The following is a 22050-nucleotide window of genomic DNA, read 5'->3' as shown; positions in this document are numbered from 1 at the left end:
AGCGGGAGCGAGCCGGGGCCCGCCCACTGGCCGACGCCGCGCTCGAGCAGCCACTCCTCCGGCACGGCGACCGGCTCCGCGGACGACCCGCCGCGCGCAAGGGCCAGGTGCTCGCCGAACGGCACGGGGGTCCCGCAGACGTTCATCACGCCCGCCACCCGCGCCTCGGCGGACACCACCAGCCAGGCGGCGAGGTCCCGCACGTCGACCACGGACGTGGGCAGCTCGGGCGCATCCGGCACCAGCACGGGCCCGGACCGCGCGCTGAAGCGCCAGGGCCAGTAGGAGGAGCGGCTCGTCGGGTCGCCGGGGCCGCCGATCAGTCCGGCGCGCGCGATCAGGGACGGCGCGGATCCGGCCAGCACGGCCTGCTCGCAGGCGGCCTTCGCGGCGCCGTACGAGGCGGGGTCGTCGGAGGGAGGGAGCAGCTCAGCGTCCTCGTCCGCTCCGACGACCGCGTTCTCGGCGTAGACGCTCGTGGTCGAGACGAGGACGTAGGCGCTGCAGCGCAGGTCGCGGACGGATCGGCGGACGTGCTGCGGGGTCGAGGAGACGTCGATCACCGCGTCCCACGATGCCGCAGCCACGGCGTCGAGAGCGTCGTCGCGGTCGCGGTCGGCCCGGACGAGGGACGCCCCCGCGGGCACGGCCGTCCCCCGCGCGAGGCAGGTCACGTCGTGGCCGCGCCGCAGCGCCTCCGCCGCGAGGTGCCCGCCGAGCCAGCCCGTGCCTCCGAGGATCAGCGTTCTCATCCCCGCATGCTCGCACGGGCCTCACAGCGCGAGGCCCGCTGAGGTGCCCGAGACGGTTCCGAGAACGCTGAAACAGCTGCATCCACGGGCGACTCGACGCAGTGGGCGCCGAGCGAGCGCCTCAGCGACAAGGGCCCCCTCCACGAGCCCCCGGACACCCGACCACCCGAGCCCGCCCGCGTCCTCTGTCCGGAATCACGCGGGCGGCTCGGGTGCCCGAGCGGCTCACACGACGACGAAGGCGTCCAGGATCAGCGAGTTGCCCGTGGAGGCGGCGTTGCGCTTGCTGCCGCGGCGGATGGTGATGGTGTGCTCGCCGGCACTGAGGGTGCTGCTGGTGAACACGGTGCGGGCCGAGCGGTTCGTGGCGCTGTAGCGGTCGACGGAGGCGACGAGCACGCCGTCGATCAGGACCTCGTTGATGCCCGAGGTCGGGGTGATCCGGCTCACCCAGCTGACCTTCGTGCCCCGGAAGCGGAGGGTCGCCGAGGCCGTGGAGGTGCTGGAGTACGAGATGCTGCCGCCGCTGTCGGCGGTGCTCGAGAGCGTCGCCCAGGTGCCGACCGTCGCGATGACGGCGGCTCCGTTCTGGTACGTCCCCGCCGCCGGCAGCGTCGAGGTCGGGGTGGGCGTGGACGTGGCCGTCGGGGTCTCGGTCGGAGTGGGCGTGTCGGTGGGGGTCGGCGTGTCCGTCGGTGTCGGCGTGCTGGTCGGAGACGCCGTCGCGGTGGGGGTGGGGGTCGACGTGGAGACGGTCCCCGCGGTCACGACGAAGGCGTCCAGGATCAGCGTGGATCCGGTGGACGCCGGGTTGCGCGTCGTCCCGCGGCGGATCGTGACCGTGTGGGTGCCGGCGGCGATCGGCCCGCTCGTCCACACCGTCTGACCCGAGCGGGTCGTGGGGCTGTAGCGGTCGACAGTGGCGACGAGGACGCCGTCGAGCAGCACCTCGTTGATGCCGGAGGTCGCCGTCATCCGGCTCACCCAGCTGACGCCCGTGCCCGAGAAGCGGAAGCTCGCGGACGCTCCGGCCGAGCTGGAGTAGCTGATGCTCCCACCGCTGTCGGCGGAGGAGGAGATCGTGCTCCAGGTGCCCGCCGTCGTGATGAGCGGCGAGGAGTTCTGGTACGTGCCCTCGCCGGGGATCGACGAGGCGGGCTCGTCGGGCAGCGGAACGACCGGCTGCTCCGCGAGCCAGCGGTCGAACGTGTCGAGCATGTCCTTGTTCGTCAGGCTCGGCACGTTGTGGCCGTTCGGAGCGCCCTCGGTCGGCGTGGAGAAGACAACAGCCTCCTTCGCCACGGGCTTCGCGAGCGCGACCCACGCCCCACCGTGCACGGCGATCGGGACGAGGACGTCCTCCGTCGAGCCGGTCGTGCGGATCCGCGCCCCCGCCCACGAGGCCTGCGGCAGCAGCGCGGGGTCGGTCGCCGGGATCGTCGAGGGGTCGTTGTCGTAGTCCGGCAGGACGCGCTCCGGGTCGCGGCGGGCCATGTCGGCCATGTCGTAGACGCCGGCGGCGTGGTAGGCGCCGCGGATCTCGGGGACCAGCTTGTTGCCGTACGCCCAGCAGAGCAGCGCGCCGCCGCCGGAGTTCGAGCGGAGGAAGCTCGCGCCGATCCGCCACGTCTTCTGGAACCAGGCGACCGCGTCCACCTGCAGGGCGACGGCCCGCTTGTTCGTGTAGATGCTGCCGCCGTAGTTGGGGCAGATCGAGATGACGCCCTTGTCGACGGCCTGGTCGGCGCTGTACTGGTAGGCGCCGGACAGGGCCGCGTAGGTGCTCCCGTTGGCGTGGTAGTACCAGTAGACGACCCGGCCGATCCGCTGAGAGGGGACCGCGGTGTGCGGGACGAAGAGCCGCGCGCGGTCGGTGCCGATCATCACGTCGATGATCTGGTACGGCTTCTTCCCCACGCGCGAGATCGCCGTGTCGCTGCGGCCGAGCTCGTTGGGCAGCGGCGGGATCACGCTGTAGTCCGGCGCCGCGGACGCGGTCATCGCGTAGGCGAAGGCGGATCCGACGCCGAGGGCGGCTCCGGTGAGGACGAGACGGCGGCTGTGGCGCGCAGGAGAGGACATGGGATCCCGACGTGGAGAGGGCTGCTCGGTCGGCGGAGCCTGACCGGGAGAGTGCGGGGGGTGCTGCGGTCCGGATCGGACCACCGTGGAAGGGGCGCGGTGCGGTCCTTCGGGGGACCGGGCGGGCAGGCGCGAGTGCATCATCCCGCGTCCGCCGCGCGACCACCAGACCCGCTTCAGGGACATCCGCGGCGGCGCTCCCACCGCGCGTCGAGCGGCCGGCGGATGCGGAGAAGGTCCTGGTGAGAGCGCTATCTCACGCCACTGCACTGGCGATGCCCGCCACGGGAACGGAACCGCATCGCTCGGTCGGCGGAGCACCGGTGCGGCGCGGGGTCGGCACGGCTCCTGACCCGCCCGAGGCCGGATCGGCCGCCATGCGCACGTCAACACTCACGCTGGAACAACCCGGATCGGCACCTTCCCTGGGCGCTCCCTGAGCGCGGGTTCAGCGACAGCCGTCCCCCCTCTGATCGCCCACCGGATCGGGGGCCCGTCGTCCGCCGCCCACGTCCCGTCTCAGGGGGACAGGACGCCTCTCGCCCCGCATCTATCGTGATCCCGCTCCATCCGGAAGGCCCGGCGAGGCGCTCCGGGGGGAGGTCGATCCGTGTCGAACGCGCATGCCCGGCCGAGCCACGACCGCTCGATCGCCCTCGGCCTCGTCCTGCTCCTACTCGCCGCCGTCCTCGTGGTCCTGCCCGCGTCGAGGGCCGCGGCGGCCACGGTCCTCCTCCAGGAGGGCTTCGGCGGCACCAGCGTCGCGGACTCGGCGTGGCAGGCGCTCGACGGCGCCTGCATCACCCGGGCGACGACCGCACCCCCGGCCGGATCCTCGAACCTCGGCGTCTGCGCCAACCGGACTCAGGCCCCCGTCGCCGCGACGAGTCCGGGCTTCCTCCAGCTCACCGATGCCCGGAACGACGCCAAGGGCGGCGCGGTCTTCAACCGGCCCATTCCTGCCGCGGGCGGCATCGACGTCCAGTTCGACCAGTACCAGTACGGAAGCTCGCTGACCGGGGCCGACGGAATCGGCTTCTTCCTCACCGACGGCTCGAGGTCCCTCACCGCGGCGGGAGCTCCGGGCGGATCGCTCGGCTACGGCCAGTCGGCGACCGTCGACGGGGTGAACGGCGGCTACCTCGGGATCGGAATCGACGCCTTCGGGAACTTCTCGGCCAGGCCCCCCGCCGCGCCTACCCTCGGCCTCGGCTCCGACTGCCCCTCGAACTCCGGGTCGGCGCTCCTCACGGCGAACAAGATCGTGGCGCGCGGACCCGGGCAGGCCAAGAGCGGATACTGCTTCCTCCAGTCGGCCTCGCCTCCCCTGCTGACGTCGGTCCGCACGACGGCCACGACATCGACGGGCGCTCCGCCCGCGTCCTACGGGCGCACGATACGGATCACGGTCTCGGCTGCCGCCACTCCCGTCGTCACGGTCTACTGGGGAGGGACAGCGGGTCTGCCCGCCGGGCAGCTCGATCAGCTGATGCAGTTCACGATGCCGACCGCAGCGCCCTCGACCTACAAGCTCGGCTTCACGGCGTCCACCGGTGGATCGAACGACACCCACCTCGTCCGCAACGTCTCCGTCTCGTCCATCAACACTCTCGACGACATCACTCTGGTCAAGCAGATCGACCGCACCACCACGCAGCCCGTCGCCTACGCCGAGGGATCCGTCATCCCTTACCAGTTCGTCGTCACGAACGGGTCTATTCGGGGCACGCTCACCGGCATCGTCGTCACGGACCCGAAGGCCGCGAGCATCTCCTGTCCGACGACGACCCTGCTCCCGCTCGCCTCCACCATCTGCACGGGATCCCATACGGTCACGGCCGCCGAAGCGGTGGCCGGCTCGTTCGTCAACACGGCGACCGCTGCAGCGACGAAGACGGAGACGATCTCGAACGTCGTGACGACGACCCCCGTCACCAGCAGGACCGCCACCGTCACCGCCCCCATCGCCACCCCGGCTCCCGCTCTGACCCTCACCAAGACCGCCCTGCTCACCGACACGAACGGCAACGCCCAGGCCGACGCCGGAGAGCAGATCCGCTACTCCTTCCTCGCCCTCAACTCCGGCAACGTCACACTGCAGACGGTCGCCGTCGCCGACCCGAAGGTCACCGGCATCACGCCCGCCTCGACGCAGCTCGCCCCCGGGGCGAGCGCCACCTTCACGTCGGCGCCGTACACGGTCCTTCAGACCGACATCGACAAGAACACGTCGCTCGTCAACACGGCGACCGTCTCCGGCCGCACCCTGGCCGCCACGCCCGTGACGGTCTCCGCGACCTCCACGGCTACCACGCCGATCCGCTACGCGCCCTCGATCTCGCTGACGAAGAACGGCACGATCCCGACCGGAGCGGCCGTGGGCTCGACCGTCTCCTACAGCTTCACCGCCACCAACACCGGCAACACCGGGCTGAGCTCCGTCGCGGTCACCGACCCCAAGAGCGGGCTCTCCGCGCTCGCCTACTCCTGGCCGGGGACCGCCGGACGCCTCGAGATCGGCCAGTCGGTCACGGCGACCGCCTCGTACACGCTCACGCAGGCCGACGTCGACGCGGGCCAGGTCCTCAACACCGCGACCGCGACCGGCACCCCTCCGACCGGCGCCGCCGTCACGGCCACCGCCTCGCGGACGGTGACGATCACCCGCACGAACGACCTCGCGCTCACCAAGACCGCGAACCCCGCCTTCATCAGCGCCGCCGGCACCGTGGTGACCTACACCTTCCGCGCGACCAACACCGGCACCACCACCCTCACCGCGGTCGCGATCAGCGACCCCAAGAGCGGGCTCTCTGCTCTCACCTACTCCTGGCCGGGCACTTCCGGACGACTGCTGCCCGGCCAGGTCGTCACTGCGACCGCCGCCTACACGACCACCGCCGCCGACGTCACCGCCGGCACGATCGCCAACACCGCCACGGCGACGGCGACCGGCCCGACCGGCGTGGCGTTCACCCGCACGGCCTCGGTGAGCATCTCGGTGATCCCCGATCCGGCGGCCGACGCCGCGACGGTCGTGCAGGGCGGATCGGTCGTGATCGACGTGCTCGCGAACGACGGGCCCGCCGCGACCGGCGCGACCTTCTCGCGCGCGCAGCTCTCGGCGACCCCGAGGGCGATCGGAGGCGCGGCGACCCCCGCCCCCGCCACTCCCGTGCAGGGGTCCGTCTCCTGCGTCGCGAGCGGAGCGACCCGCGGCCAGTGCACCTACCGCCCGATCGCCGCCTTCGTCGGCACCGACGTCTTCGACTACTCGCTCTCGGGCCAGTACGGCACCTGGAACGTGCGGGTCACGGTCACCGTCACCGCGCTCAACCGCGCGCCGGTCGCCCGACCCGACCGTGTGGTCGCGACCACCGGCGGCCCCGCCGTCACCGTCGCTCCGCTCGCGAACGACACCGACGAGGACCCGGGCACGACCCTCGCCCTGGCCGGCACGAGTGTCCCGGCCGGGCTGCGCGGCACCTTCTCCTGCTCAGGATCCACGTGCACCTACACGCCCGCGGCCGACGGCTGGACCGGGAGCGCGACGATCGCGTACACGGTCACGGACGGCGCGCTCACGGCGGGCGGCACGATCACGGTCTGGGTCGATCCCGCTCCCCTCGTCCGGCGCGGATTCTCCGGCACCGGCACGACGGGCGGGGCGGTCGGGCTCGGCGCCTGGACCAGCTCCTCCGTGGTCGCCACACCCGTCGCGAGCTGCACGGCCGGTCGGCCGAGCACCCTCGTGAGCTGGTCGGCCGCCGCTGGAGCGACCGGCTGGACCCTCGAGCGCCGCCTCGCGGGGACGACGCCCGGCCCCTGGACCGTGATCGCGGCACCCGCCGCCTCCGCGACGAGCTTCACCGACGACCGGGTCGGCGAGGGCCGCAGCTACCAGTGGCGGGTCCGCCCGGACCTGCAGCGCTGGCTCGGAGTCGCGTCCGCCGCCTCGATCGCCGTCGCCCAGCCGGCCGTCACCACCGCCGGAGGCTGCTGATGCCTCCCCGCCGACACCCCTCTCGTCCTGCACGTGTCCTCGTGAGGGAGACCACGCCCGCACCGGGCACCACCCACCAGAAAGGAACGGTCGCCATGACCACCACAGCACCCACCCGTCGCAGCCCCTGGAAGAAGATCGCCCTCACCGGCGGCGTCCTCCTCGCCGCGGGAGCCCTCGCCGGCGCCGGCGCCTTCGCCGTGTTCACCGACTCCGGGACCGCCGTCGGCAACGTCGACGCCGGCCAGACCGACATCTCGGTGACCGGAGCGTTCACCGTCGCGAACATCGCGCCCGGCGACACGGTCCAGCGCCCGATCAGCCTCGTGCTGCCGAACGCGACCAACGACGGCGACCTCGTCTCGTCGGTCCGCTTCTACCAGGACGTCACCAACGACGTCATCGGCACGGACGCCACCGACCCGGGCCGTACGGGCGCGTCCCTCGTCACCGGTGCGAACGGCCTCGACTACCGCCTGCTGACCTGCTCCACCGCCTGGGTCCCCGCCGCCGCGCCCGCGGAGGCCGGCCCCTACACGTGCGCGGGAACGCAGACCGTCACCGGCACCGGCAAGCTCTCGACCATCGGCGGAGTCGCCAACGCGGCGAACTTCACCCCGGCGAACTTCGGCGTCACCCCCACCACGACCGGGACCTTCCCCTCGGACGCCGGTGACGTGACGCTGAACACGCTGATCGAGCTCGTCCTGCCGACCGCGGCCGACAACACGTACGAGAACGCCTCCGCCACGATCACCTTCACCGCCGCCGCGATCCAGCGCGCCGGCATCCAGAAGTAGACCGTCCCCCACCGCCTCCGCCCTGCCCGGCCGCCACCGGCGCGGGGCGGAGGCATCCCCCTTTCCTCCCGGAGTCGTCCCCATGCCCCACGCCCGTGCGCTCGTCGCCGTCCTCGCGGCGGTGCTCCTCGCGCCCGCGGCGAGCGCCGAGCCCGTCGGTGTGCTCGACGTGCGCGAGCTCTCGGCGCCCGGATCCCTCACCGACCTCGCTCCGGGCGACCGCGCCGAGTGGGCGGTCGAGGTGACCAGCACCGGCCTGTCGCCGCAGGGGGTCTCCGTGGCCTTCGCGGTCGACGGAGGGACGCTGGCGCAGGACCCGCGCGACGGCCTCCAGCTGTCCGTCGAACTCTGCGACTCGGCGTTCACCGTCGCCGAGGTCGTCGACGGGGAGCGCACGGTCGAGCGCTACCTCTGCCCCGACGACGCTGTGCCGCTCGGATCCGGGCCCGCGGCGACGCTCGGCCGACTCGACGGCGTGCGTCCGCTCGAGCGCGGGGCCACCGTGGGGGTCCGCGTCCGCGTCCTGTTCCCGGAGTCGGCCGGCAACGGGACCGAGCTCGCGGCGGCGTCGCTGCGGGTGCTCGTGGGCACGACGGAGGAAGATCCCTCCGCGGCGCCCGGCCCCGGCTCCTTCCCCGGAGCGGCGGGCGGCGGGCTGGCCGTCACCGGCCGCGACCTGGGCGCCGCGCTCCTGGGCGGGATGCTCGCCCTCGGCTCGGGCGTCCTGCTCGCCGCGGCTGCGCGCCGTCGTCACCGGAGGGAGCAGGCGTGAAGGCCCTCCGCGCTCTCCTCGGCGGACTGGTCACGATCGTGGCCGTCGCCGGCATCGCCGTCTTCGTCCTCTCCGCGCTCGGTCTCGTGCGGCTCGTGCCGGTGCTGTCGAACTCGATGTCGCCCGGGATGCCCGTCGGCTCCCTCGCCGTCACCCTGCCGGTCGACCAGGCCGCGATCCGCGCCGGCGACGTGATCGTCTTCACCGACCCGGACGATCCGGGCCGCCGCGTCATCCACCGCGTCACCCTCGTCTACTCCGAGGAGGAGGCGGCGGCACTCCGCGGCCGCGAGCCCGGCCAGCTGGCGCTCACCACCAAGGGCGACAACAACGAGTCGGCCGACCCGTGGATCGTGACGATCGCGGACGAGCGGATCTGGCGCGAGAGCTCGGTGGTGCCGCTGCTGGGCTGGCCGAGCATCGGCCTCGCCCACCCGGAGGCGCGGTTCGCGCTCTTCGCCGCGGGCGGCGCGGTCATCGTGGGCGCGCTCCTGATCGCCATCTGGCGCCGCCCCGCGGAGGTCGCCCCGTGAGCGGCGCGCACCGCTCGTCGGACGGCACGCCGCCCCCGGAGCCCCTGCGGCCGCCCACTGAGCACGGGCGGCACAGCGCCCGGCCGTCCTCCCGCGACCGCGGAGCCCCGCGCCACTCCCCCGAGGTCCGCCGCCGCGTGGTCTCCCGCGCCGGCCTGGCGGGACTCGTCGCCGGCGCGCTCGTCCTCGGCGCCGCCGCCACCGCCACCGCCGTGCTCCTGGACCGGGGCTCCGTGAGCGCGCGGGTCGCCTCCGGCACCGTCATCGCGACGTTCACCGGCACCGGAGCGACGACCGTGCCGGTCCCCGTCGCGGGACTGGTCCCCGGCGGCACAGCCCGGCGCCTCCTCGACCTGACGAACGCCGGGACCCTGCCGATGTCGGCCCTCCAGCTGCAGACGGCCACCGGCACCGACCTCTCGGACGGCCTGCAGCTCGCGATCGAGCGCTGCTCGCAGTCCTGGTCGGCCGACGCCGCCACCTGCCCCGGCACCGTCACCACCGTGTCGGCCGACCGCCCCGCCGCCTCCCGCCTCGACCTGCCCGGCTCCCCCGCCCTCTCCGTCGGAGCGACCGACCACCTCCGCCTGACCGTGCGCCTCTCGGAGTCCGCGCCGTCCGCCGCGCAGAGCACCTCCGCGACCCTCACCGTCACCGTCGTGGGCCTGCAACGGCCGGGCCGCCAGCTGTAGGTGCGGCGGGCCCACGCCTCGGCAGCACCACCGCCGTGGCGTCCCCTCCCGCGTCAGCGCTTAGGTGCCCGAGACGGTCGTCGACACGCCGGAGTGGGCGACCGTCTCGGGCGACTCGGCGGGGCCGCGGGTACCTCGGTGGTGCCTCGCTACTCGCGCAGGGCCGCCACGGCGTCGTGGAAGCTCGACACGTCGGAGAGCACGCCCTCGGGGCCCAGCACCGTCCAGGTCGCGCCCGTGCGGATCAGGACGCCCAGCTCCTCGGCGGGCCGGCGGCGGGTGCCGCGCAGCTCGAGCACGAAGACTCCGGGACGCGCCTCTCTGATCTCGGGAGTGCGCCGGTCGGGCAGCATCACGAGTCCTCCCCGAGAGTCAGCGGTAGACGCTCCACTCCTTCTTCACGATCCGGCGCTCCTCGCCGTCGACCGCGACGATCCACTCGCCGTCCTTCTTGGCCACGACCCGCCCGCGCAGGTACTGCGGCTCCCAGCCGTCGGCCTTGTCGACCCACTTCACGAGTCGCGCGAACCGCCCCGGTGCCACGTCGTCTCTGGACATCTCTCGACTCCTCTCGTCGTCACCGGCACGCCCATCGCCCTCCGTCAGGAGAGCACCTCGCCCAGCGCGAGGAGGACCTCTCCTGTGAGGTCTCGAAGCCGGTTCACCGACGGTAGAACGCGCTGCCAGAAGTGGACGAGACCGTTGACTGATCGACGATCGTCTGGCAGTGGGGTCAGGAGTCGGCAGCGGAGTCAGGAGTCGAACAGCACGTGCGGCCGTCCGGCGTCGACGATCACGCGGGCGCGCACCCCGTAGACGTCCGCGATCAGCGCCGGGGTGAGCACCTCCTCCGGGGTGCCGCCCGCGACCACGCGCCCCTCGCGCAGCACCAGCAGCGCGTCGCAGAAGAGGGCCGCGAGGTTGAGGTCGTGCAGCGCGACGACCGTCGTCACCGGCAGCGCCCGCACCAGGGCCAGCAGCTCCAGCTGATGGCGGATGTCGAGGTGGTTGGTCGGCTCGTCCAGCAGCAGCTCGCGCGGCTCCTGCGCGAGCGCCCGGGCGATGTGCGCGCGCTGCCGCTCGCCGCCCGAGAGGGTGTGCCAGAGGTGGTCGGCCTTCGCCTCGAGACCCACCTGCTCGAGGGCGCGGTCGATCGCGCGCAGGTCCTCGGCCGTGTCTCCGCCCAGGAGGGAGCGGTGCGGGGTGCGCCCCAGCCGGACGACGTCGCGGACGGGGAGGTCCGCCTCCGTCTCGGCCTGCTGCGTCACCGTGGCCACCGCCCGGGCGACCTCGCGGCGGCGGAGCGAGCGGAGCGGCGCGCCGTCGAGGATGACGACGCCGGTGTCCGGAGCCGCGGTGCCCTGCAGCAGCCGCAGCAGCGACGACTTGCCCGAGCCGTTGGGCCCGAGCAGTCCGAGGGTCGAGCCGGGAGCGGGGCGGAGCGAGATCCCGTCGACCACCAGGCGGCCGCCCCGGCGCCAGGAGACCCGGTCGGCCTCGAGCGTCATGAGCGGCCCCTCCGCCGCAGGAGCAGCAGCATGAACACCGGCACGCCGACGAGTGCCGTGCCGACCCCCACCGGCAGCGGAGTCGGCGCGAACGCCACCCGCGACCCGGCGTCGACCCACACCAGGAACACCGCGCCGAGCAGGATCGTCGCCGGGATCACCCGCGAGTGCCGCTGCCCGAACACGAGTCGCGCGGCGTGCGGCAGCACCAGCCCCACGAAGCCGATCGCGCCGGCGATGCTCACCAGGGTCGCCGTCAGCAGGGCCGTCACCACCAGCAGGAGGAGGCGGGTGCGGCCCACGTGCACGCCGAGCGACGCGGCCACGTCCTCCCCGAAGGCGAACGCGTCGAGCGTGCGCGCCGCGGCGAGGCAGACCACGGAGCCGAGCAGCACGACTCCTCCGCTCAGCGCCACGTCGTCCCAGCGCATGCCCTCGAGGGAGCCGAGCAGCCAGAACATCACGCCGCGCGTCTCGTCCGAGTCGGCGAGCGCGAACACGATCAGCGAGGTCAGCGCCGAGAACAGCTGCGTGCTCGCCACCCCCGCCAGGATCACGCTCGAGGTGCCGCCCGCCGAGAACCGCGTGAGCAGCAGCACGAAGCCGAAGGCGACGAGCGCGCCGACGAAGGCGCCTCCAGAGAGCCCGACCACTCCTCCGCCGACCCCGAGCACGCCGACGAGCACCGCGCCCGTGGAGGCTCCGGAGGAGACGCCCAGCACGAACGGGTCGGCGAGCGGATTCCGCAGCAGCGACTGCAGGATCACTCCGCACACGCCGAGCCCCGCCCCGCAGGCCGCGGCCACGAGTGCGCGCGGGAGGCGCTCCTGCCAGACGATCGCGTCCTCGGCCGCACGCACCGGGACGGAGGCGAGCCCGAGGTGGTTGAGGAGGATGTCGCGGACGTTCACGAGCGAGACGTCGGCCGGGCCGAGGGTCACCGCGACGCCGACCGAGAGCGCCAGCGCGAGCAGCCCGCCGACGACCAGCGCCGCGGCGGCCAGACCGCGCGGCATCCGGCGGACGAGGACCGTGCCCGTGCTCGTGCCCGTGCTCAGAGCGAGGCCCCGTTCTCGTCCCACCAGGCGCGGATCTTCTCGAGCCCGTCGACGAAGCGGATCGACGGGTTCATCTCGGCGCCGTGCAGCGCGATGAAGCGGCCGTCCTGCACCGCGGGCAGGCTGCTGGTCAGCGGGTCGGAGCGGAGGAACGCGGTCTTGTCGTCGAGGCGGTCACCGGGGAAGCGGTCGCGCTGCAGGTCGCCGAGGACCAGGACGTCCGGGTCGGCAGCGACGACGCTCTCCCAGCCGACGGCGGGCCAGTCCTCCGTGCGGTCGGCGAAGACGTTGGTCATGCCGGTCGTGGTGCCGAGCATCGAGGCGAAGTTGTAGCCGCCGGCCATGTAGGGCGTCTTGGTGTCGGCGAACCAGAAGGCGACGCTCCGGCCGCCGAGGTCGACCCCCTCGGTGGCGGCGGCGGCACGCTCCTGCAGCTGCGCGACCAGGGCGTCACCGCGCTGCTGCACGTCGAAGACCTCGGCCAGCTCGTGGATCTCCTGGTAGAGGACGTCGACGGTCAGCGGGACGGTGCGCGTGCCGCTCCCGCCGTTGACGCTCGCTCCGTTGTCGCAGTCGGAGGGGGCGAGGTAGGAGCCGATCCCCGTCTCGGCGAGGCGGTCGCGCGAGGCGACGCCCTCGGGCGCGTAGTGCCGGCCGAAGGAGGCCGTGACGAAGTCCGGGTCGGCGCCGAGCAGCACCTCGTAGGTGGGCGCGTTGTCTGCCAGGCGCGGCACGCTCTCGTTCGCGGAGGCGAGGGTCTCGAGCACGGGGTCGGTCCAGGAGGCGGTGCCGACCATCCGGTCCTCGAGGCCGAGGGACAGCAGGATCTCGGTCGAGTTCTGGTCGAGGGAGACGACCCGCTGCGGAGGGGCGGTGACGGTGGTCGTGGTGCCGCAGTCGTCCAGCGTGAGCGGGTACGAGGTCGTGCCCTCCCCCGCGGCGGCCGTGCTCTCGGGCTCGATCTGCTCGGAGGCGCCGCAGCCGGTGAGGGCGAGCAGGGTCAGGGCGGCGAGGGCGAGGGTGGCGGGGCGCCGTCGGTGCATGGACATGGATCTCCCGTGGTTCGTGGGCGTCGGTCGCCGGCCCGGTTCGTGGACCTTGTTCGTGGGCCCGGTTCGTCGGCCCGGTTCGCCGGCAGGGCTCGTCGGCCCGGTCCGTCGGCGGGCGGCACCCGCGTCCCGGCGCGGAGCCCGGGTAAGCATAGCCTTACCTCACCGTACCCCGTCCATTCGCGCCAGTCGATCCGCGCCACCGACCCCCCGCCGCCCTCGGCCCGGCCCGCCGGCGACTCCGCAGAAGTCGCCGTGGTCGCGCGCGAGGACGGCGACCTCCGAGTTCTCGATGCACTCAGAAGGCCCGGAACAGCCGAGTAAGCGGACACCTGTCGCGCACCTCGCCTCCGCAGCCCCCAATCAGGCGGACAGCACCCCGGACACGGTTCCCCTGGGGACGGGAGAGCGCGATCCTGGACACCGACGATCGACGGCTCCCGCCCCACCGCCCGCCGACCGTCACGGAAGGAACCTGTTGCCCCGCCGCTCCGACCGCACCGCCCCCTCCGGCCGGTCGGCGCTGGTGCGCAAGGCCGACGCGTCCGGCTACCGGCCCGAGATCGAGGGACTGCGCGCCGTCGCGTCCCTCCTGGTCGCGACGTTCCACATCTGGCTGGGCCGCGTCTCCGGAGGCGTCGACGTCTTCTTCGTGATCGCCGGGTTCCTCACCACCCTGACCCTCCTCGGCCAGATCCGGCGGTTCGGGCGCGTGCGTCCGATCGCCTTCCTCCGGAGGCTCGCCTCGCGGCTCTTCCCGGCGGCCGCGGTGGTGCTGGTCGTCGTCGCGGCGCTCGCTCCGCTCCTCCTGCGCCCCTCGCAGCTGCTGCAGACCTTCACCGAGGTGCTCGCCTCGACCTTCTACGTCGAGAACGTCGCGCTCGCGCGGGCCGGAGTGGACTACCTCGCGCAGGACGACTTCCACTCCCCGGTGCAGAACTTCTGGGCGATGTCGGTGCAGGGGCAGTTCTACCTGATCTGGCTCGCCCTGGTGCTCGTCGCGACCCTCGCCGCCGTGCTGCTGCGGCGACGCGCGCAGCTGCCGCGGTTCCTGCTGGCGCTCGTCGCGGCGCTCACCGTCCTCTCGTTCGCGTTCTCGGTCGTGCTGGTCGGGATCGACCAGCCGACCGCGTACTACAGCACCCTCGCCCGCTCGTGGGAGTTCGGACTCGGCTCGCTCGCGGCCCTCGTGCTCCCGGGACTGGCGATCCCGGCGGCCCTGCGGACGGTCGTCGGGTGGCTGGGGCTGATCGGAGTCGTCTCCTGCGGATTCGTGCTCCAGGTCTCGAGCGCGTTCCCCGGCGCCGCCGCGCTCTGGCCGACCCTCTCGGCGGTGCTCGTGCTCGTCGCCGGGACCGGCCCCGCCCCGGAGCGCGGCGTCGGCCGGCTGCTGGCCCTGCGCCCGCTCGTGTGGCTGGGCGGCCTGAGCTACGGGATCTACCTCTGGCACTGGCCGCTCCTGGTCTTCTGGCGCGAGAGCACCGGCGAGGACACGACCGCTCTGGCGGGCCTGGGCGTCATCGCCGCCGCGATCCTCCTGGCCGCCGCCTCGAAGCACGTGCTCGAGGACCCCCTCCACCGCCGCGCGCCCGCCGAGCGCCCGCACCGCCTCCGCGCGCTCGCCCCGGCGGCCCTGCTGGCCGTCGCCGCCCTGGTCGGAGCGACGGGCCTCACCGGCACGAACGCCGCGATCGCCGCCGACCTCGCCCGCGCGCACGCCCTCCCCGTCTCGACCGAGGGCTGCGTCGGAGCCGCGGCGCTCGCGAACGCCTGCCCCGACTCCTGGACCACGAGCATGCCCGCCGTCGACGCCTCGGAGGACGGCTCCGCGCTGAACACCGACGAGTGCAGCACGGGCAACTCCGGCACCGCACTCAAGGAGTGCCGCTTCGGCGATCCCGCCGGCCTCCGTGTGCTGCTGATCGGCAACTCGCACGCGGCGTCCTTCTTCCCGGCGCTGCGCGGCGTCGCGGAGGAGCGCGGCTGGGACCTGCACACCTACTACAAGACGGGCTGCGTCTTCTCGACCGCGGAGCGGCGCGACGACTCCGCCTCCTCCCGCCGCTCCTGCGACGTCTGGAACGGGAAGCTGCAGGAGGAGCTCGCGGGCCAGGAGCCGTACGCGCTCGTCGTCACCGCCTACTCCGCCAAGAAGTCCGTGTTCGTCGACGCGTCCGGCACCCCCGACGAGCAGGCCGGCATCGACGGCTTCCACGAGTCGTGGGCGCCGCTGATCGCCCGCGGATCCACGGTGGTCGCGATCCGCGACAATCCGGTGCTGCCCTCGCTCTCCCTGCTGGCCTGCGCCGAGGAGCCGGGCTCCGCTGCCGACTGCAGCGTGCCGCTCGACGAGGCCTTCGCCGACCGCGAGCTGATGGCCGCCGCCGCCGAGGGCTGGCCGGGCACCGCCGCCGTCGACCTCACCCGGTGGTTCTGCGACGACCGCGGCTGCCCCCTCGTGATCGGCGGAGTGAAGGTGTACCGCGACCTCGGGCACCTCACCGAGTCGTACGCCCGGACCCTGGCGCCCTACCTCGGCGAGGCGCTGGACCCGCTGGTCGGCTGAGGGCCCTCGCGCTCGCCTCCGGACGCATGCAAGACTGTTTATACGAACAGGGATCGGAGGAGCCGATGGGCCACTCTCACGGCGTTCCGGCCGGCTCCGCCGCCGCGCGGCACCGGCGTCCGCTCGTGGCCGCCTTCGTGCTGACCGCGGCGTTCATGGTCGTCGAGTTCGCGGTCGGAGTCGCGACGGGCTCGCTCGCGCTGCTCTCGGACGCCGCGCACATGGGCACCGACGTGCTGGCGCTCGGGATGTCGATCGCCGCGATCTCGCTCGCCGCCCGCCCCGCCGCGAAGAGCCGCACCTACGGCTCCTACCGCCTCGAAGTGCTGGCCGCCCTCGCCAACGGTCTGCTGCTGTTCGCGGTCGCCGCGTTCGTGATCGTCGAGGCCGTCCGCCGCTTCGCCGAGCCGCCCGCGGTGCCCGGCGGCCCCCTCCTGATCACCGCCGTCGTGGGCCTGGCGGTCAACCTCGTGAGCCTGCGCCTGCTGTCGGCCGGGGCGAAGGAGAGCATCACCCTCCGCGGAGCCTCCCTCGAGGTGCTCGGCGACGCGCTCGGCTCGATCGGCGTGATCGTCGCGGCCATCGTGCTGCTCACCACCGGGTGGGCGTGGGCGGATCCGATCGTCGGCGTGCTGATCGGGCTCCTGATCCTGCCGCGCACCTGGTCGCTGACGCGGCAGGCGCTGGGGATCCTGATGGAGTCGGCGCCCGCGCACGTCGACCTCGCGGCGCTCGAGCGCGACGTCTGCGCCGTCCCGGGAGTGCTGGCGCTGCACGACCTGCACGTGTGGACGATCACCTCCGGCATGGAGAGCGCCACCGGCCACGTGGTCGTCGCTCCCGACGCCGACTACCGCACCGCGCTCTCCCGAGTGCTCGCCGTCCTCCGCGAGCGCCACGGCATCGACCACGCGACCATCCAGTGCGAGCCCGAGGCCTTCCCGGAGACGACGCACCGCGTCTGAGCGCGGCGGCGTCGTGGCGCGCGGCCGCACTCCTCCACATGCTCACGACCCTCCAGGACTCGTCGCACTCGGCGCCGACTGCGACGACTCCTGGCTCGCCGACGCGGGCCCCTCCCACCCCTGAGCACCTTCCGATTGTTGACGTGAACATGTACAGTCGGCCGTCAGGGCGCGTTCACGTGAACATGCCCGCATTTCGATGGCGAAAGAGAGACCGCATCAATGTCGATGTCCTTCAGAAGGGTCGCCGCGCTCGCCACGAGCGCCGCCCTGGCCACAGGAGCACTGCTGGCGATCCCCGCCGCAGCGGCCCCCGCTCAGGCCGCGGACGCGTTCCGCATCACGCCGAACCCCGCCGCCGCCGGTGAGGCGTTCGAGGGCTGGGGCACCAGCCTCGTCTGGTTCGCGAACGCGACCGGCGACTATCCCGAGGCCCTCCGCGAGGACCTCTACCAGAAGGTCTTCGGCGACAGCGGCCTCGACCTCAACATCGCCCGCTACAACATCGGCGGCGGCAACGCCTCCGATGTGAAGGACTACCTCCGCCCGGGCGGCGCCGTCGAGGGCTGGTGGAAGCCGAACCCGGCCGGCGACGCGTCGACCTACGGCGGCACCTCCACGAAGCTCGCCGACCGCGACGCGCTCCTGGCCAAGTGGAACGCGGACGACCCCGCCTCCTACGACTGGACGGCCGACGAGACGCAGCGCTGGTGGGTCGAGAGGCTCGCTGAGGAGAAGCAGATCTCGCACTGGGAGGCGTTCTCCAACTCCGCCCCGTACTTCATGACCGAGAGCGGCTACGTGTCGGGCGGCTTCGACGGCAACAGCGAGCAGCTGAAGCCCGCCGCCGAGGAGCAGTTCGCGAAGTACCTCGTGAAGGTCACCGAGCACATGGAGGACGAGTACGGCATCGAGTTCGACACGCTCGACCCCTTCAACGAGCCGAACACGAACTACTGGAGCACCCAGCTCTCCAACGGCGTCCCGACCGGCGGACGCCAGGAGGGCATGCACGTCGGCCCGACGCGCCAGGCGGGTCTGATCCCCGACGTCACCGCCGCGCTGGACGCCTCGACCACCGACGCCGGCCTCGCCGCGATGGACGAGACCAACCCCGACATCTTCGCCACGAACTGGGCCGCCTACTCCGCCGCGATCCGCGCCGAGGTCGACCGGATGAACGTCCACACCTACGGCACCTCGGGCCGCCTCAAGGTCCGCGACCTCGCGAAGCAGGCCGACACCGACCTGTGGATGAGCGAGATCGAGGGCAACTGGGTCACCGGCTTCGACCCCACCAACATGGAGAACGGCCTCGGCATCGCCGGCCGCATCAACGACGACCTGCGCGAGCTCGAGCCGAAGGCGTGGGTGCTCTGGCAGCCCGTCGAGGACTACTACAACATGCAGCAGCCCAAGCCCAAGGGCGAGAACCTCAACTGGGGCTCCGTCTACATCGACCTGGACTGCAAGCCGTACCAGGAGAACGGGACAGAGGTCTGGAAGTCGGTCCGCCGCGTCGCCGACGCCGGTGGCGACTCCACCAAGGCCCCGGTCTGCGGCGTCGAGACGAACTCGAAGTTCAACACCATCCGGAACTTCACCAAGTTCATCCACGAGGGCGACCACCTGATGCCCTCCAACGACAGCTCCTCCACCGCCGCCGTCCGCGGCGACGGCTCGGGCGCGACCGTCGTGCACACCAACAGCACCGCGACCGAGAAGACCGTCGTGCTCGACCTCTCCCGCTTCGGCACCATCGCCGACACCGCGACGGTCACCCCGTACGTCACCACGAAGGCCTCCTCGGCCGCCGCTCCCACGAGCAACGCCCTGGTCGCCAAGACGCCGGTGAGCGTCGACCGCATCTCGCGCACCGCCACGATCACCGTGCCCGCCAAGTCGGTCACGAGCTTCTCGATCGACGGAGTCTCGGGAGTCGCCGACTCCGCCCCCGCCCTGCGCGACGGCCACCGCTACCAGCTGGTCGGCACCCAGAGCGGCAAGGCCCTGACCGGCAACCCCTCGGGCGCCGCGACCACGATCACCGGCCTCGCCACCGACTCCGCCACGGCCGCCAAGCAGACCTGGACGGTCCGCGAGGTCGCCGCCGGCGAGCGCGAGGCCACCCGCCGCGTCGTCCTCGTCAACGGCGACGGACGCGTGCTCGGAGCCACGACCGCCGGCACCGACCTGCGCTCGCTGTCCGTCGACGCGGCGAAGACGACCGCCGCGACCCGCTGGATCGTCAACACCACCGACGGCGTGAACTTCTCGCTCGTCAACGAGTCGATCGCCCAGTCGCTCGACGTGAACGGCGGCTCCAGTGCCGACAACGCGTCGGTCGGCGTCTACACCTCCAACGGCGGAGCGAACCAGTCCTGGTCCCTCCGCGACCTCGCCCCGATCGCAGGCCAGACGGTCGCCGTCCGCACCACCGCGGGCGTCGCTCCGACCCTGCCCGCGAGCATCACCCCGCAGTACTCCTGGGGAGCCGGCGCACCGCTCGCCGTCACCTGGCAGCGCCCCGCCGACTCGGCGTACGGCGCGACCGGCCGCGTCGAAGTGCCCGGCACCGCGACCGACCTCTACGGCCAGACGATCACGGTCACCGCGCTCGTCGACGTCGGCGGACTGACCGCGACCGACCCCGTGTCGGTCACGGCCGCCGCGGGCGCCTCGGTCGCCGGAGTGAAGGCCTCGGCCCCGACGACGGTCCCCGCCCGCGTGGGCGCCTCGGCCAGCACCTTCCCGGTGCCGGTCGTCTGGGACTGGACGCCGCTCACCACCGCCTCCCTCGCCCGGGCCGGGCAGGTGACGGTCTCGGGAACGGCGACCGCCGACGGCGCGACGCTCCCCGCCACGCTCACGGTGCTCGTCACCACGGGCACGCTCCGCAACTTCAACCCGGACGCCGGCATCGTCGCGACCGCGTCGTCGTCGGAGTCGGGCTACGGACCGGAGCGCACCCGCAACGGCGTCGACGGCGACAAGGGCTGGTCGAACTGGACCAACGGCACCAAGGCCGCGCAGAGCTCGCTGACCTACACCTTCCCCTCGACCCACCAGGTCGAGAAGGTGTCGGTGCAGTTCCTCGCCGACGGCGGCACCAGCTGGGCACAGACCTACCAGCTGCAGTACCAGGCCGCCGACAGCACGACCTGGACCGCGGTCCCCGGCTACGAGTCGGCCGTGGCCCTCGCGTCGCCGGCCGGCGGAACGGCTCCGACCCTGGTCGCGTCGTTCGCGCCTGTCACGGCCAAGGCCTTCCGCGTCGTGATGAACGCCTACGACAACACGCACCTGATCGTGGCCGAGACCAAGCTCTACGAGTCGGTCGCCTCGCCCGCCGCGGTCGCCACCCTGGGCGCCCTGCGCGTCGGAGGAGCGGGCATCGCCGGGTTCGACCCGGCCCGCACCTCCTACGCGGTCACCGTCGAGGGCACGGCGATGCCGGTGATCGGAGCGGTGGCGACCGACTCGGCGGCCACCGTGCGGATCACCCAGCCGACGACGGCGAACGGCGGAGTCGCGACCATCGCGGTCCGCGCGGCCGACGGCTCCGTCACCTCGACCACGACGGTGACGGTGACCCTGAAGGCGCCCGCCGCCCTCGCGGTCGCGGTCACGGCGACCACACGCTGCATCGCCGGCAAGGTGACGCTCACCGTCGCGGCGAAGAACGAGTCCGGCGTGCCGGTCTCGATGACCATCGCGACGCCCTCCGGGTCGAAGCAGGTCACCGGAGTCGCGCCCGGCGCGAGCGGCAGCGCCGCGTTCACGACGCGCGCGGCCTCGGTGCCGGCCGGCCAGGCCACCGTCACCGCGACGGGCACGGTCGACGGCAAGCAGGTCACCTCGGTGGCGACGGGAGCGTACGCGGCCCGCAACTGCTGACGCCCCCTCCGACACGGACCGCCTCCGCCCCTCCGGGGACGGGGGCGGTCCGTCGTTCGCCGTCGGAGCGGCGCTGCGCGGGCGGCGCGTCGTGGGATCCCGATACGCCCGCGACGCGGGCTACTCGATCGGCATGGATCCGTGCCGGTCGGGCAGCCGCACACCTCCGCGCCGGTGGAGCGACCGCGCACCCCTAAGCCGGTCGACCAGCCGCGGCACGCGGCGTATCGGGACCCCGCTCAGTGCCCCGCGGCCGTCTCGTCGCGGGTGCGCAGGCGCGAGACGCCCATCACGACGGCCGCGATGACCAGACCCAGCACGAGGCCGAAGATCATCGAGACGAAGGTGTCCGCCAGCCACACGACGACCGGGCCCGCGCCCTCGACCGCGTGGGTGACGACGTGCACGAGGTCGTACGGACCGTGCCACACCGTCTCGGCGAGGTTCGCGACGACGAGGTGCCCGCCGACCCAGAGCATGGCCAGCGTCCCGATGATGCTGATCGCGCGGAACACCACCGGCATCGACGCGACGATCCTCGCTCCGGTGCGCCGCACGCCGCGGGCCGCGTTCTTCATCAGGCGCAGGCCCACGTCGTCGATCTTCACGAGCAGCGCGACGGCGCCGTACACGAGCACGGTCATCCCGAGCCCGACGACCAGGAGCGCGCCGAGCGTGGGCCAGATCCCGAAGTCGGGGTCGAGGCCGTCGAGCGCGATCAGCATGATCTCGGTGCTCAGGATGAGGTCGGTGCGGATGGCGCCGAAGACGAGCTTCTTCTCGTCGCGCGCCTCCGTCTCGTGGCCGCCGTGCGAGACGCCGAACCACTCGAGCACCTTCTCCGCCCCCTCGAAGCAGAGGAACGCACCGCCGAGGATCAGCAGGTACGGCAGCACCTGCGGCGCGAACGCCGAGAGCAGCAGCGCCAGCGGGATGATGATGACGAACTTGTTGAACAGGCTCCCCAGCGCGATCCGCCCGACCACCGGCAGCTCCCGCGCGGGCGTGAGGCCCTGCACGTACTGCGGGGTGACGGCCGCGTCGTCGATCACGACGCCCGCCGTCTTGGCGCTCGCCTTCAGGGCGGCGGTGAGGATGTCATCGACAACCGCGAGCAGGCCGACCGACATGTGCGTCTCCTTGGAGGTCCGGGGTGAGAGGGCTCACAGTATCGCGAGCTCCGCGGTCGAGCGGGCACGGGGAGGGGCGTGGGTGCGGCGGAGGGAGTCCGGTCGCGGGGAGCTCGATACGCCGGAGGGGCCGGCTCCTCGATCAGGGTGAAGGGCGGGCGGGCTCCGCGGGCCGGCTCCGCGCGCCCTCGACCGCGTGGGTGACGACGTGCACGAGGTCGTACGGACCGTGCCACACCGTCT

The 22050-nt window shown here is 73.1% G+C and carries 16 protein-coding genes; 8 read left to right on the top strand and 8 right to left on the bottom strand.

Annotated elements, in window-relative coordinates:
- Positions 1-752, bottom strand: a 752-nt coding sequence (locus tag C5C27_RS10385; RefSeq protein ID WP_104314335.1) for an NAD-dependent epimerase/dehydratase family protein, incomplete at its 3' end; no start/stop codon positions are given.
- 225 nt (positions 753-977) lie between these two features.
- Positions 978-2834: a hypothetical protein gene (locus tag C5C27_RS18045; protein ID WP_181133502.1), complete on the bottom strand. Its 1857-nt coding sequence runs from the start codon at positions 2832-2834 to the stop codon at positions 978-980.
- Between the two features lie 610 nt (positions 2835-3444).
- Here C5C27_RS18045 and C5C27_RS10375 point away from each other — a divergent pair.
- The 5 genes from C5C27_RS10375 to C5C27_RS10355 all read left to right on the top strand — a co-directional run bounded on the left by C5C27_RS10375 (position 3445) and on the right by C5C27_RS10355 (position 9634).
- Positions 3445-6837, top strand: coding sequence for an Ig-like domain-containing protein (locus C5C27_RS10375; RefSeq protein ID WP_104314334.1), 3393 nt, complete (start codon positions 3445-3447; stop codon positions 6835-6837).
- 95 nt (positions 6838-6932) lie between these two features.
- Positions 6933-7637: a TasA family protein gene (locus C5C27_RS10370; protein WP_104314333.1), complete on the top strand. Its 705-nt coding sequence runs from the start codon at positions 6933-6935 to the stop codon at positions 7635-7637.
- Positions 7638-7719: 82 nt separating this feature from the next.
- The gene (locus C5C27_RS10365) at positions 7720-8409 is read left to right on the top strand and encodes a sortase (RefSeq protein WP_104314332.1); all 690 of its coding nucleotides are present in this window, start codon (positions 7720-7722) and stop codon (positions 8407-8409) included.
- A complete protein-coding gene (locus C5C27_RS10360) occupies positions 8406-8942 on the top strand; it encodes a signal peptidase I (RefSeq protein WP_104314331.1) in 537 nt (178 codons plus the stop codon). Before C5C27_RS10365 ends, C5C27_RS10360 begins: the two co-directional genes overlap by 4 nt.
- Entirely contained in the window at positions 8939-9634 is a 696-nt protein-coding gene (locus C5C27_RS10355) for a peptidase (RefSeq protein ID WP_104314330.1), read from the top strand. Before C5C27_RS10360 ends, C5C27_RS10355 begins: the two co-directional genes overlap by 4 nt.
- Before the next feature lie 149 nt (positions 9635-9783).
- On the opposite strand, the gene C5C27_RS10350 is transcribed toward C5C27_RS10355, so the two are convergent.
- The 5 genes from C5C27_RS10350 to C5C27_RS10330 all read right to left on the bottom strand — a co-directional run bounded on the left by C5C27_RS10350 (position 9784) and on the right by C5C27_RS10330 (position 13249).
- Positions 9784-9987, bottom strand: a complete 204-nt coding sequence (locus tag C5C27_RS10350) for a hypothetical protein (RefSeq protein WP_104314329.1) — start codon at positions 9985-9987, stop codon at positions 9784-9786.
- 19 nt (positions 9988-10006) lie between these two features.
- The gene (locus C5C27_RS10345) at positions 10007-10192 is read right to left on the bottom strand and encodes a hypothetical protein (protein ID WP_104251315.1); all 186 of its coding nucleotides are present in this window, start codon (positions 10190-10192) and stop codon (positions 10007-10009) included.
- Positions 10193-10386: 194 nt separating this feature from the next.
- Positions 10387-11142, bottom strand: a complete 756-nt coding sequence (locus C5C27_RS10340; protein WP_104314328.1) for an ABC transporter ATP-binding protein — start codon at positions 11140-11142, stop codon at positions 10387-10389.
- Positions 11139-12224, bottom strand: a complete 1086-nt coding sequence (locus C5C27_RS10335; protein WP_104314327.1) for an iron ABC transporter permease — start codon at positions 12222-12224, stop codon at positions 11139-11141. Before C5C27_RS10335 ends, C5C27_RS10340 begins: the two co-directional genes overlap by 4 nt.
- Positions 12197-13249: an ABC transporter substrate-binding protein gene (locus tag C5C27_RS10330; RefSeq protein WP_258066611.1), complete on the bottom strand. Its 1053-nt coding sequence runs from the start codon at positions 13247-13249 to the stop codon at positions 12197-12199. Before C5C27_RS10330 ends, C5C27_RS10335 begins: the two co-directional genes overlap by 28 nt.
- Before the next feature lie 478 nt (positions 13250-13727).
- Here C5C27_RS10330 and C5C27_RS10325 point away from each other — a divergent pair, with 478 nt between their 5' ends.
- The 3 genes from C5C27_RS10325 to C5C27_RS10315 all read left to right on the top strand — a co-directional run bounded on the left by C5C27_RS10325 (position 13728) and on the right by C5C27_RS10315 (position 20677).
- On the top strand, positions 13728-15815 hold the full coding sequence (locus C5C27_RS10325) for an acyltransferase family protein (protein WP_181133501.1): 2088 nt from the start codon (positions 13728-13730) through the stop codon (positions 15813-15815).
- Between the two features lie 65 nt (positions 15816-15880).
- Positions 15881-16780: a cation diffusion facilitator family transporter gene (locus C5C27_RS10320; RefSeq protein ID WP_104314324.1), complete on the top strand. Its 900-nt coding sequence runs from the start codon at positions 15881-15883 to the stop codon at positions 16778-16780.
- Positions 16781-17008: 228 nt separating this feature from the next.
- Positions 17009-20677 (top strand): glycoside hydrolase, encoded by a 3669-nt coding sequence (locus tag C5C27_RS10315; protein ID WP_181133500.1) that lies wholly within the window; start codon positions 17009-17011, stop codon positions 20675-20677.
- A 239-nt stretch (positions 20678-20916) separates the two neighbouring features.
- Here C5C27_RS10315 and C5C27_RS10310 read toward each other — a convergent pair whose 3' ends face one another.
- Positions 20917-21807 (bottom strand): DUF808 domain-containing protein, encoded by an 891-nt coding sequence (locus tag C5C27_RS10310; protein WP_104314322.1) that lies wholly within the window; start codon positions 21805-21807, stop codon positions 20917-20919.
- Between the last annotated feature and the right edge of the window lie 243 nt (positions 21808-22050).

This window comes from Rathayibacter sp. AY2B7 (genome assembly GCF_002931635.1).
Taxonomy (GTDB): Bacteria; Actinomycetota; Actinomycetes; order Actinomycetales; family Microbacteriaceae; genus Rathayibacter.
Note: the sequence above shows the minus strand (reverse complement) of the source record. Positions and strands in the feature narration are given on the sequence as shown.